Origin of the sequence: Bacillus cihuensis (assembly GCF_000504145.1) — a bacterium.
In the GTDB taxonomy this organism is placed as follows: Bacteria; Bacillota; Bacilli; order Bacillales; family DSM-1321; genus Peribacillus; species Peribacillus huizhouensis.
The window spans coordinates 2,375,067-2,388,428 of sequence record NZ_KI632495.1; the positions used below are offsets into that span (position 1 = coordinate 2,375,067).

11 protein-coding genes and 1 pseudogene are annotated in these 13,362 nt (G+C 37.4%); 3 read left to right on the forward strand and 9 right to left on the reverse strand.

Annotated elements, in window-relative coordinates; genetic code table 11:
• Positions 1-8: 8 nt before the first annotated feature.
• Positions 9-509 (forward strand): annotated as a pseudogene (locus V179_RS28235) (IS66 family transposase); the annotation flags it as partial.
• A 380-nt stretch (positions 510-889) separates the two neighbouring features.
• Here V179_RS28235 and V179_RS0117135 read toward each other — a convergent pair.
• Positions 890-1,780 carry an SDR family oxidoreductase gene (locus tag V179_RS0117135; RefSeq protein WP_028392571.1) on the reverse strand — a complete coding sequence of 297 codons (891 nt, stop codon included), beginning with the start codon at positions 1,778-1,780 and terminating at the stop codon, positions 890-892.
• Positions 1,781-2,002: 222 nt separating this feature from the next.
• On the opposite strand from V179_RS0117135, the gene V179_RS0117140 reads away from it, so the two are divergent.
• Both V179_RS0117140 and V179_RS28240 read left to right on the forward strand, forming a co-directional pair.
• The gene (locus tag V179_RS0117140) at positions 2,003-3,931 is read left to right on the forward strand and encodes a hypothetical protein (protein WP_028392572.1); all 1,929 of its coding nucleotides are present in this window, start codon (positions 2,003-2,005) and stop codon (positions 3,929-3,931) included.
• Positions 3,932-4,596: 665 nt separating this feature from the next.
• Entirely contained in the window at positions 4,597-4,914 is a 318-nt protein-coding gene (locus V179_RS28240; protein WP_235179066.1) for a monooxygenase family protein, read from the forward strand.
• A 186-nt stretch (positions 4,915-5,100) separates the two neighbouring features.
• Here V179_RS28240 and V179_RS0117150 read toward each other — a convergent pair whose 3' ends face one another.
• The 8 genes from V179_RS0117150 to tatC form a co-directional block, all read right to left on the reverse strand.
• On the reverse strand, positions 5,101-6,609 hold the full coding sequence (locus V179_RS0117150; protein WP_028392573.1) for a DUF1846 domain-containing protein: 1,509 nt from the start codon (positions 6,607-6,609) through the stop codon (positions 5,101-5,103).
• Between the two features lie 429 nt (positions 6,610-7,038).
• On the reverse strand, positions 7,039-7,245 hold the full coding sequence (locus tag V179_RS0117155; protein ID WP_152534752.1) for a hypothetical protein: 207 nt from the start codon (positions 7,243-7,245) through the stop codon (positions 7,039-7,041).
• A 352-nt stretch (positions 7,246-7,597) separates the two neighbouring features.
• The gene (locus V179_RS0117160; RefSeq protein ID WP_028392575.1) at positions 7,598-8,224 is read right to left on the reverse strand and encodes a DedA family protein; all 627 of its coding nucleotides are present in this window, start codon (positions 8,222-8,224) and stop codon (positions 7,598-7,600) included.
• Positions 8,225-8,298: 74 nt separating this feature from the next.
• Positions 8,299-8,967, reverse strand: coding sequence for a phosphatase PAP2 family protein (locus V179_RS0117165; protein ID WP_034301306.1), 669 nt, complete (start codon positions 8,965-8,967; stop codon positions 8,299-8,301).
• 58 nt (positions 8,968-9,025) lie between these two features.
• Positions 9,026-10,423, reverse strand: coding sequence for a HAMP domain-containing sensor histidine kinase (locus V179_RS0117170; protein ID WP_028392577.1), 1,398 nt, complete (start codon positions 10,421-10,423; stop codon positions 9,026-9,028).
• 15 nt (positions 10,424-10,438) lie between these two features.
• Complete coding sequence (locus V179_RS0117175) at positions 10,439-11,113, reverse strand: response regulator transcription factor (RefSeq protein WP_028392578.1); 675 nt, start codon at positions 11,111-11,113, stop codon at positions 10,439-10,441.
• A gap of 617 nt (positions 11,114-11,730) precedes the next feature.
• Positions 11,731-12,312, reverse strand: a complete 582-nt coding sequence (locus tag V179_RS0117180) for an undecaprenyl-diphosphatase (protein ID WP_028392579.1) — start codon at positions 12,310-12,312, stop codon at positions 11,731-11,733.
• A 318-nt stretch (positions 12,313-12,630) separates the two neighbouring features.
• The gene (gene tatC / locus V179_RS0117185) at positions 12,631-13,341 is read right to left on the reverse strand and encodes a twin-arginine translocase subunit TatC (protein WP_326929555.1); all 711 of its coding nucleotides are present in this window, start codon (positions 13,339-13,341) and stop codon (positions 12,631-12,633) included.
• Positions 13,342-13,362 lie beyond the last annotated feature (21 nt).

Genomic DNA, 13,362 nt, shown 5'->3' on the forward strand with positions numbered 1-13,362 from the left:
TCCAAAATTCAATTGAAAGAAAGCTCAAGCATGTCGATTCTATGGCACGGTATCAACAGCGACTTGAAAAAAGCAGGCCCATTCTAGATCTTTTTTCAGAACGGCTTTATGAACAAAAAGATCGTGTTCTACCCAAAAGGGCTCTAGGAAAAGCCATCACTTATTGTTTGAATCAATGGAACCATCTTGAAGCTTTTTTATTGGATGGCCATTTAGAAATCGATAATAATAGAAGTGAACGTTCCATTGAACCGTTTGTGATTGGGAGAAAAAATTGGATGTTCTCGAATACCCAGCGAGGTGCCAGAGGGAGCGCCATCATGTATAGTGTGGTTGGAACGGCAAAAGAGTACGGTTTAAGTCCTTATCATTATCTTCGCTATTTATTTGAAACGCTACCAAATATGGATGTAACGAATAAAGAAGAAATAGACAAAGTCTTACCTCGGTCAACGGATGTATTTTCCATATGCAAGGTACCGGGAAAAAGGGAAGCAAACAAAAAATAGTCCCGAAAACACAATTTTAATCGTGTATTTGGGGCTACTTGACGTTTACTTATAAAAGAAGGATTCTCAAAAAGTTCACTTCTAAAAAATTCAAATATGACAAACGGTAAGGCATCTGCTATTAAAGGTCCAATAAAACTATAATTTTTCAATTTAATGCCTCCCAAGTTTAAAATGAGATTATATTATCTCCACTTTACCAAATTATACTAATATTCAGGACACGTGATATGTTATATCCCCTCCTTTTTAACTAGTAGATATCCTTTCAGGGTTATATACATGGTAAATAATTAAGATTTTTAAACTATAGGTAGTAGACGGATAATTGAATCGATAGCCAACAAGGGGCTAAAATCATTAGATGGAAGTTTCACTTTTTATCCATTTATTATAATTCCACCGTTTACATGAAGAATTTGTCCTGTTACATACGAGGAGTCGTCCGACGCCAAATACACATAAGCAGGTGCCAGTTCAAAAGGTTGTGCAGCACGTTTCATTGGAGTGTCACTTCCAAATGTTGCATAAGTTTCTGGCGGACCGCTTGATGGGATAAGAGGGGTCCATACAGGTCCTGGAGCAACGCCATTGACCCGAATTCCTTGATTAATGGCCGATAATGCTAACGAGCGGGTGAATGAAACGATTGCTCCCTTGGAAGCGGCATAATCGATAGCGTATTCATGTCCGGTGTATGCAGCGATTGAGGTCGTATTGATAATGGAGCTTCCTTTTTTAAGATAGGGAATAGCTGCTTGTGTAAGATAAAAATATGAAAATATGTTTGTTTGAAAAGTACGTTTAAGCTGCATTACTGATATGTCGCTGATACTTGCTTGTGAATGTGCTTCCCCTGCATTATTGACTAGGATTTCAAGATGGCCAAATGCATCCATTGTATTCTGAACGACATAATGACAAAACTCCTCATCCCCAATATCTCCCGCGATTGTCAAGCATTGTCTTCCCAATTGGTTAACTCTGTCTTTTGTTTCGAATGCATCCCCATGCTCATTTAAATAAACAATAACAACATCCGCCCCTTCTTTTGCAAAAGCAATGGCAACAGCCCGGCCGATACCGCTGTCTCCTCCAGTAATGATGGCGGTTTTATTCAATAGTTTGTTGCTTCCAGTATAATAAGAATTTTCGGAGATAGGTCTTGGAATCATCAAAGATTCAATACCTGGCTGCTGGGGCTGGAATTGTGGGGGATATGTAACAGGTACTGTTTCGCACTTTTTTACATACCCAAAATGATGATACATAATAAAGCCTCCTTCGGTTTTGTGTTATTTAGCATATTCTTAAAGGGATTATAGGTGAATGCCTTAAAGTCTTACTGTTTTTGAACTTTTGATTCAATACTAAAGTTGAAAAGAAACAGTGATTCGATAGGGTATATTTTTTTTGAATAGGTGGAAAATAAAGGTGACTTTTAACAATTCATTTCCATAGAGGAGGACGTTGGGGTGAAAACAAAAAAATGGATGTTTTGTTTGGGTGCCATTCTAGCGTTCATTTTAGCTTTAAATAAACCGGTGTATGCTTTTATTCCATCTGAAGACCAAATTGTAAAACCTGATAAGGTGACATGGCAGAAGGACCAGGATCAACCTGCATTTGACCTCTGGGGAAGAACCTTCTCACATAAAGAGGCCCATAATTTAATGCAAACAGCCAAGGGAAGAGAGCTATTATCTCCTAAGAATGGTGCTGTAAAAATTGATCAAGCTCTATTAGATTTAGGTAGAAAGTCATTTTACGAAGAAACATTTGGAAATGAAGTCTTTTTATCCGATATTCTTGGTGCTTTTAACGGACCGCTCACAATTGAAAATTTTCAGAAAGCAATAAAAGAGTTAAACGGTAAGGGCACAACGAATTTACAGGTCGAATTAGCAGAAACAGTAACGATCGGGGGAAAAACATATAAAAAAGGAACAAAAGTGGATACCGGATTTGATGTGGTAAAAGGTTCTAACGAAGTTCTTGGTTTGCCGATTGTAAAATCAGAGGGAAAGTTAAAAGTAGGACTTAGCTGTGTAGCATGCCATGCCACTGTTGATCCTATTAATCAAAAAGTAATCGAAGGGGCTGTTAATACGGATGCTAATTTCGGACTTCTTCTTGCTTTAGGTACTAACACAGCAGCTTATTTTGCACGAACTGAAATCGCATCTTTAAAGGATTATGTGAAAAACTTAGAGAAAACTGTTGTAACGAGTGAAGGTAAAAAGGAACCCTTACCGGATTCCAAGGCGTTGGAAGCGGCTGTTGATGAAAGTGTAATCAAATGGCCAAAGGGAAACTTTGATATTACCAGTGATTTTATTAGTAATCCCACGCAGATTCCGGATTCGTTCACTTTAGGGGATCATCCCTACAGCTGGAGTGGCTTTGCAATGGCTGGACCGTTTAAAGGGTTAAGTACGTTAAATAATGCTGTTCATGCCCAAGGTTCTGATTTGACGACAATTGCCGAAGCCAGTCAAGCTCTTTTTGGAATCGACAAAGAGGTATATTTAGGAACTATTTTGCAGAATGCGGCGAATCCTAAATATCGGTTTGATCCGGCTAAAGGGAAAAAGCCTTCAGAATTTTTTGCACAAGTCGATCCTACCCCGGATGCTCCTGGCGTAAACAAAGCGATTACATTACCTTCCTATCCGAGGTCTTCACTTATATCACCGAATGGGCTAATCGTCAGCTCGCCAGGAACAAATGTCGGGGAACAAAATAACGGAATGTCAGCGTTTCAAAATACCCTTGTTCCTCCGAAAACACCGATTAAGATAACAGATGAGGAAAAGCAATTAGGCAAACAGGTATTTGCAAACGGGTCCTGTATATCGTGTCATGCAGGTAGGTTTTATACCAATAATCAAATTATATCTGTGAAAAAAATTGGTACGGAACCAACACGAGCGATTGGTTTAAGAAAAGTTGGCGAGTTTTTGACAGACCCCGTTATTTATTCACCTGATACACCTGTTCCTGTACCAAAAGGCTCGCTATTGTTAAAAGTTCCGACTCAAGGATTAGACCCTAGGCAAATTAATCTTGCATTTGGAATTGGAAATACAATGGGGGGCTACAAGGTCCCTAGTCTTATTGGCCTTTATTGGTCTGCGCCATATCTCCATGACGGTGGTGTCGCAGTTGGAGCAAACACTAAAAGTGAATTAGGAATAGAAGGAACATTAAATAAAAGTATTTTACCGGATCCATATAACAGTTTACGCGCATTAGTTGACAAAAACTTAAGAAATCAAGTCATAAAAGCCAATCAATCTGCAGAAAGCCTAAGGAAATCAAATGTAACAGGGGAAGGGCATGAATATTGGGTAGATGCTTCAACAGGTTTTTCTCAACAAGAACAAGACGCTTTGATAAAGTATTTGTTAACATTGAAATAACCCTTTAAAGACAGGCAGTCATAATCAACGCCTGTCTTTAAGATGGTGTAATTATTTTATTAGATAATTAAGGTTCTTACTAAAACCACCATTTACTTATGATAAGGTTCACCGTAATGTATCTAAATGAGGTTTTTATTTAATTTAATATCGACCTAAGCCCCTATATTATTAGACAACTATCAATCTGAATATTATAGTATCAGTCATTTATCGGTCCAGAATCGGTCCGAACTTTGTAGTATCGGTCCATTTATCAGTTCATTTGTTCACTGACAAACGACTACACGCCTGTTTCTTTGTGATGCCTTGCCTTTGGAATGGAGGATTAGCGTGAAAAGATATTGGAATTTCATCGGCAGCTGAATCTATTTAACATTGTATAATTTTAGTTGATCAACACACGTGATATGGTAGATACTGCTAGTAATAGCCTAAATGAAAAATGACCTTTTCTCGTTATCGAGACAAGATCATCTATTTTTCTATCTATTGCCCTGCCATCATTGTGGCATTCGTTCTTTTTGATTCATCATCTGGTCCATGTTCCGGCTGTTGTTTTGGTCTATTAAGGATTGTTGCTAGAAGTGCCCCAGTTCCTCTTTAGCCATTTTAAGCGCAAAGGGATAAAGCCGGGCAGCATGAATTCTTCCCAGTGCTTCACCTTGTTTAGGATCAGGGATCTCTATACTTTCAACAGTGATAGCTGGATTTTTGCCATATGCTTTTATTGGCGTTCGTTGGATGATTTACTCGTATATGCAAAAAATGAAAAGCATTTAACTGCTTGGAAAAAGTTCAATCAAAAGGTTGGGAACAATAGTGCAGTTGGGATATATCATGAAACGTATCAAGTAAAAAAAGGTGCTTATGAATCTATTTATGGCAATATGCCTCTCTATGGATTAGGAAAAGCATTAGAATATCTTCCAATCATAGCTGAAAACAATACTGCTAGAAAAAGGCTTCATTCCCGTGCTTGACCTCCAGTATGCTAAAGCTTGTCCTTAATAGGTTCCAACAGACATTCCGGCAGTTAATCCATTAATCCAAAAAGGTGTAGTCTTCTCATTAGGAAAAGACTACACCTTTTTAGTAAACTCTATAAACGAAAAAACATCTGCCTTAGGCTTCCATGTAAGAAGAAAAAGGCAGGCGTTTTCCAAAACCTAATTGTAATACAGGTTCTCAGTCGGATATACTGGATCATTGGTGATGTCGATTCCAAGCTTCTTAAAGGTCTGTTCGTTTTCCCTATTCAATATAACCGTAGAATGAGCTTGTGTGTCTTTTAAATTCGGCAGTTGCTTATAAGCCAGCTCAGAAGTAGGGTTGGTGACCGCACTGATTGCCAGTGCAATCAGCACTTCATTGGCGCTTAGTGTCGGGACTCGGCTGTTCAAATCATCGGTTTTCAACCGTTGAATCGTCTGCAAAATCATCGGTGACAACAAATCAATTTCATCGGCAATATTGGCCAATTTCTTCAACCCATTCAGAATCGCAGCTGCCGAAGCATCCATCAAAGTTGTCGTTCGACCGGTGATCATCTCGCCATTTGGCAGTTCTATCGCAATTACGGCTTGCAAATTCGTGCTGTCAATTCTCTCTTGGATTGCTTTCGCATAATTACGGGCCGGCAATACAGGTGCCCGATCCTCTTTCTTTAAGTCAGTCTCTTCCAAAATCACTTGCATATGGCGCACACTATCTTCATCGGCAAGCCCTTTTTTATAGTCGTTCTCTACGACGAAACTGCGCCGAATGATTTCCTGCCTGGCAGCTTCCTGCACGACCATATCGTCGGTGATACCCGATTTCAGACGATTAACACCCATATCGGTCGGTGAGCGGTAAACAGACTCTTTACCAGTAATCCTTTCAATAATCCGTTTGATGACAGGAAACGTCTCAATATCACGATTGTAATTGATCGCTACTTTCCCGTATGCTTCATAGTGATAATTGTCAATCATATTCACGTCTTTCAAATCGACGGTAGCCGCTTCATAAGCGATGTTTACCGGGTGCTTTAACGGCAAGTTCCAAACCGGAAAAGTCTCAAACTTGGCATAGCCGACTTTATTCCCCAATTTATTCTCATGGTACATTTGGTTAAGGCAGGTTGCAAGCTTTCCACTGGCCGGGCCAGGTGCCGTTACTACCACGATTGGCTTTGTCGTTTTAATATAGGGATTCATCGCAAATCCTCCCTCGCCAATGACCGCGTCCACATTTGTGGGATAACCTTTGATTTCACTGTGGGTGCAGACGCTAATTCCGCTTCTCTCAAGCTTGGTCATAAATACTTTGGCTGTTGGCTGTCCTTGATAACGAGTGAGCAAGACACTGTTGACAGAAATGCCATATGCCCGGTATTCATCAATTAAGCGTAAGACATCTTGGTCATAAGTGATACCGTAATCTTCACGGACTTTGTTCCGCTCGATGTCTCCAGCGTACACACAGATGATGATTTCCGCATTTTCTTTCAGCGTATTCAATAATTTGATCTTGGCATCTTCATCAAATCCAGGCAAGACACGCTTGGCATGTTTGTCGCCTATCAATTTTCCGCCAAATTCCAAGTAAAGTTTATCATACTGCTGCACCCGTTCTAGGATGTAGGCAGATTGTTCTTGCAAATATTTCTCCGAATCAAATCCAACTTTTTTCATTTAATTTCCGCCCGCCTTCTATACTTCAAGCTTTCTCTTAAACCGATAGATAAAAACGCCTTAAGAGAGAATACTAACTAAAATACATCCTTTATCATTATAAAGCTTTTAAAAAAATAGACAAAGGAAAACTGGCCCAATCGTTTCAGTGATTGGGTCATTCTAATAGGTACATTGACCTTATCATGAATGTATTCAACCAAAATAACGGAATTTGGGCATGAGGAGTTGCCCAGCTTAACCTATTTATAGTTTAGCATTCCGAAACTCAAACAGTTGATCAATTCTTTAACACTCCTGAATGGCGACCAGCCTTTGCGAATTGGTTACCATCTAAAAAAAGAAACCTTTTTGTCCTTACATAGTTATGAAATTTGAAACTGTGTATTATGAAGTTTGTTATATGTTCCTCCAACTTCAATCAGCTCATTATGTGTTCCTTGTTCTATCCTCAGATGGGCCAACAAGTGCAATTGTTTCTCCTCTCTTTACGTTAAAGTTAATATTACTGAGGACTGTTCCTTTTCCTTCATAACCGAATGTTACATCTTTGTATTCAATGTCTCCATTTAAATGTTTAACATCCATAGCATTTAGATTATCTTTCTCATCAGGTGCAGTGCTTAGCAAATCCAAATAACGACGAAAACCCGCTATTCGCTCTGGATAGGTTTCAATAACTGTATTATCTTTAGCATTTGTACAAAACATGTATAAGTTAGAGTTTATTTAATATTATAAACCTCATTTACTTATGATACGGCTCAGCCCAATTAATTCTAAACGCCTTCATACGAATACTTAACAATATAATGGTTTCTGCTCACTTCTATTTATAAATCACCCTTGATAAACGAACGTTCGCAAATGATTTTTCGAGCTTTACGAACGCACAAAACAGCTGATTTAAAGCAAAAATAACCCGTTCGTAAATTTTTACTTTAACGAACGGGGGAAAAATTCAACTCTATGGGTTTTTCAGCAGGATTCACTTACTGTGCCTGTTGATTCTATTCTTTCTATTTTTTATAAAAAGTAAAATAAATACTACAAAAAGCACAACCAAAAGGAGTAAGACCATATTAGAATACGTATCCATATACCCGACAATCGTACCCCATGAATCCCCCACTGCCGCTCCAACACATACTAAAATACTATTCCAAATTAAGGAACCGACAGTAGTAAACAGTAAAAATACCCCAAAATTCATATGAGCCATACCAGCTGGAATAGAAATTAAACTTCTAACTAACGGAACAAGCCTGCCAAGGAAAACTGCCCAAACTCCGAATTTATGAAACCATGCATTCGCTTTATTAATGTCTTTTGAGGTTAAGCGCAAAATATGTCCCCACTTATCAACGATTTTTTCCAATCGATTTACGTCAATAAGTAAACCTATACCATAAAGAACAATCGCCCCAACTACTGAACCAATCGTTGAAACGGCAATCACCCCGAAAATACTCATAGTTGATGTGGTGGTCATAAAGCCTCCAAATGTTAGAATCACCTCAGATGGAATAGGTGGGAAAATATTCTCCAAAGCAATCAAGAGAAGAATTCCTATATATCCATACGTATTCATGACTTCGGTTATCCAATTTTCCATTTTAACGCTCCTCGTTCTGTATAGATATTCTAAAAAAAACACCTTTCCATATTGTTTAAAATCTCGTCAACAAATTATCCTTTGTTCTCAGAGAAATGTATTCTTTCAAATTGCTTCTCTTTGTATCTTTGAAAAAACCAAATAGAGGAGGCAAGCCAAAAGCCGCTGGCGAAATACCCTCCGATAATATCGCTCGGATAGTGTACACCCAGATAGATCCTACTAGTACCAATCATAAGAATAAATATACTGCTAATCATGATCAGAGCGCCCCTTCCCAAACGGGTAGGTATATAGCGCCATAATAGGAACGAAAGAATTCCATATACAGCAAATGCATTCATCGCATGACCGCTTGGAAAGCTATAGCCTCCTATTTCAATCAATCGATGTAAATCTGGCCGTGCTCGATGAAAGTATTGTTTTAAAATATGATTTAAGATGGGGGTTCCAATAATGACAGTACCGAACAAAAGGAGTTCTGCACGATGCTTCAATACAAAATAAAGAAAAAGAGACACTAAAAGACAAATACCAAACATAGAAGGAAACGACCCGATGTATGTGAAAAGCTTCATAACAGTTGTCAGCTTGGGTGACTCAAAACCCTGAATCAAAGAAATAACGGTTTGATCAAATCGAACGATCCTTGGGCCGCTAATTAGAAGAGCCATAAAACTAAAACCGATAAGAGAAACCAATCCTACTAGAAAAGCACTCAACAAATACCTTTTGTATTTCATGCTGAAAACTCCTCGAATTTTCTTTTGTTTTTGGAACATATCTTTAACTTTCCTTTATTTAAGATCGATAGTACGGGATAATCAAACTGATCGTCGTACCTTCTCCAAGCACACTTTCAGCTCGTATACTACCCTTATATTCTTCAATTAATTCTTTGGCAATTGCAAGACCTAGCCCACTGCCTCCGCTCTCACGATTGCGAGCCTTATCTACTCGATAAAAACGATCAAAGATAAAAGGCAAATCTTCATTGCTGATGCCATACCCTTTGTCTTGAATATCAATTTTAAATTTCTCGTTCATATCATTGGTTTTTATCGCAATTACTTTCTTTTCTCCACTATATTTAATTGCATTATCCATGATAATGATTAGTAGTTGTTTTAATTGTTCTTCTGGTATCGCTAATCTGATATCATTGTTTGCATAATTTTCAGTGATTATTATTAACTCTGAATGAATAAGCCTGTAATTGCTAATAACTTCATTTATAGGTTCAAAAATGTTGTATGGTCGGAGAATATCATGTTTTTCTCTGCGATTGTCGATTTGCGTAAGCCATAGAAGTTCGTTGGTCAATTCAATCATCCGGTTCGTTTCATTTATACTTGTGTTTAATGAGCTCTCTAATACTTCTTTGTTATCTTTCCCCCACCTTTTCAATAGAGAAAGGTGACCATGAATGATCGCTAATGGAGTACGAAGCTCATGCGATGCATTTTCAACAAACTTTTTTTGTTGTAACATAGAAGCTTCAATTTTATCCATCATGCTATTAAAAATGATACTAAGCTGTGAAAATTCATCCTTTGTTTCGATTATTGGCACACGTTCTTCAAATTGGCGATCTTCTATTTTTCTCATCGTCTTCGTAAGCACTCGAAGCGGCGATAATAATTTCCCTGCGAGTATTCGACCACTTACAAAACTTAATGCTAAAGATAGTAGCGTACCTAACATTAATGTCCAGATAACCTTCTCCAAGAAAACTTCAAACATCTCCACATCAGATCCTATTTCCATAGTCCCATTAAAGGATCCAACGTTTAATGACTTCTTGTACACAAGCACACTCTCTCCACCTACTTTTACACGAGAAAAGCCTGGATTTATTGATTGCACTTCGTTTTGAATATCAGGAAAATCATCAGAAATATTAAATATCTCTTGTCCATTATGATCAAGGATTCGCATCATTTCATTACTCTCTATAATATTTTCAAGAAATTTTTCCGACATCACCATCTGCTTTCCTTCGCCATCCATGTGCCTGGCTTGTTCGGATAAAAAAGCCTGAATCTCATCCGAACGTTTCAATAACGACTCTTCTTCTTGTTTTGAAGTAAAGGTTTGGATTAGAATCAGTTGAAGAAGATTACAGATCATAAATATCAAAAAAATTACAATGGCTGATAAAATGGTCATTTTCCATTTTATAGATAATTTGTCCAACATCTACTATTGTCCACCTTAATTTCTTATTACGTATCCAGTCCCTCTTACGGTTTGGATGTACGAGGCTTGATCAGCCCAATCCACTTTAGCTCTCAGATAGCTGATGTATACATCAACGATATTAGTTTCAATCAATGCATCATATCCCCAGACTTCTTCTAAAAGGACTTCCCTTGTTAACACTCGGTTTACGTTTTTCATTAACAGTTTAAGTAAATTAAATTCTTTTTTTGTTAACTCAATGATTTCATGGTCTCGTTTCAAAATCCTTGCCTCTAAATCCATCTCAAGATCCTTATAGGTTAACTTGTGGGTACTTTGGTTTCCGTTCTCAACTCTTCTGAAAATCGCTCGCATTCTTGCCAAAAGCTCCTCAATTTGAAAAGGCTTTGATATATAATCGTCAGCACCACTATCCAACCCGGAAATACGATCTAATACACTGTCTCTTGCGGTAATCATAATGATCGGGATATTTTTAGCACTTCGAATTCTTCTGCATACTTCAATCCCGTTTAAACCCGGCAACATTAAGTCTAATAATATAAGGTCGATGTCTTCATTCAAAGCTTTTGCCAAACCATCTCTTCCATCAAATGCAACGTGGACTTCATGTTTTTCATACTCTAGCTCTAACCGAATAAAATTCGATAAATTCACTTCATCTTCAATAATAAGGATTTTTTTCATAATTGGTCTCCTGTGGGATTCTTCAATTAAAAAGGTGTGCCGATTTAAGTATATAAAATATCGGATACCTACCTATTGTTCATATTACTCTTTGTCGTCTACTCCTTTTCATTTTTCTTCCTTTTCTATTTTTACAATCTTGCTTGTTTTTGCATACACTTGCGCAGATTGTCATTTCTGTCTTTTGCTTCGATTTTGATTCCGTAAACAACTGTAGGATCTTCCTTTTCCAATTCAACCTTTTGAACAGTTAGGGTACTTAGCTGTTTTACTTACTTCTTTTTCGCTAATCATTACTTGTTTCTGGAAAGTGCAATTTGTTTTAAGTGTCGTTTACTTCTGTTTCAACAGAAGCTTTTTGTTTGGGCAGTGGCAACAACACTATAACTGCCCCCGATTACAACATGAGCTACTAATGTTGAAAAGAATAAACTCTTCATTTTATTATTCATTATTTACTACAGTATGAATCTTACCCTAGAGAAATAAAATCAAGATGAAAGACTCGTAAAATGATAATTAGAATAGCATTAGAACTTTTTAATACATCTTACACAAAAGATTCCGGGTCACCTCTGACACCCTAATTTGCAGATAGCGCACTCCCAAAAGAAGTTTTAAGTTCGCGAAGATTTATTAGATCTGCTACTTCTGTCAAAAATCGAGTCATAGATAGAAATAATCCAATTTACAATTGGATCGAACAATCTTGATAATTTTACAATCACATAAGAGACAACAATGGCCACAATTAAACTGCCTACTACGTCAAACGGATAATGAAGTCCCGCCCAAATGCGGGAAAAGCCAGTTAATAGGGCTAAAATAAATAGGGGGATACCAATTTTTTTATATCGGAACCACATAGCAATTGCAATCGTAAAAGCTCCTGTTGAATGATCACTAGGAAAAGAAGAGTCCGCAGCATGAGGAATCAAGGTTTGGATGTCATGTGTAACAAATGGACGTGGCTCAAAGTAAATGTGCGCAATCAGTACATTTACGATCAACGCGAGAACTCCTGTTCCACCGGCATATAATACAGCACGTTTCATGGATTTACTACCAAATATCCAAAGAATCAAAAGTGCCAACGCAAAAATGTAAATCGCTTTATTTGTTATAAAGACCATAAGATTATCCAATGCATAACTATGACCAGATAAATTATGGATGCTTTTAAATAATTCGTAATTCATACAATCATCTCTTTCTTTGATTTCCTTAAATAGGTGGAAACTGTTTTATATAAATAGGGGCGGACAGTTTATTTATGGGATTACAGTCCCACGCCCCCGTTACACCACAGAAAAAAAGTCCATATTGTTTGAACGGCCGGTGAAGAAGGTCGAGACATTATAGTGCTACGTTAGGTAAGTTATTAAAATATTGTAGGAAAAATAATTGGGAAAGGAGCACTGGCTCTTTCGGGGTGTCCATAATATAAACAATAGCTTTCCTAATCTGATGAGGAATCTATATGAATTACACATACCGATAGTCATTTACCTTCTAGATTATATGGATTTCCCTTTCATATTGATATCTCTTTGCCTCTTTCTTCTTTTATTGAAAACAACTTTTGATAGGATAATACTAATTTCATATATGAGAATTAAAGGTACAGCTACAGAAATATGAGAAATAAACTCAGGCGGTGAGATCATAGAAGCAATAATCACCAAAATGAAATAAGCATATTTTCTTAACTTTGTTAAGCTATGTGGGTTAAGAACACCAATTGATGTTAAAAACATCATGACGAGAGGTAATTCGAAAGCAATCCCAAATGGCAAAGTGGTTTTTATTAAAAAGTCAAAGTATTTTTCAGCTGTAAAAGAAGTAACCATCATATCCTTACCTAAGTTTATTAGAAAATTCAAGAGGTTAGGAAACACGAAATAATAGCCGAACCCTAATCCAGCAATAAAAAGGATGAATAATCCCGGTATATACGCTAGAGTTACTCGTCTTTCTTGCGGCTGTAAACCAGGCTTTACAAACATCCATAATTGGTAAGCGACAATTGGAGTGGTCCCAGCAAAAGCGAAAACACAAGCAATATGGAAGAAAATCCACATAATATCCCCTGGTCCTAAAATAAGTAACGGATCATCAAAACTCCCCATAAAAAATAAATATATTTTTTTCACAAAAAAAAGCCCTATTATCAAAAACACTAAGAATGATAAAGCAGAAATAATGATCCTTCTTCGCAACTCCTCCATATGTTCAATTACATTAAGGGT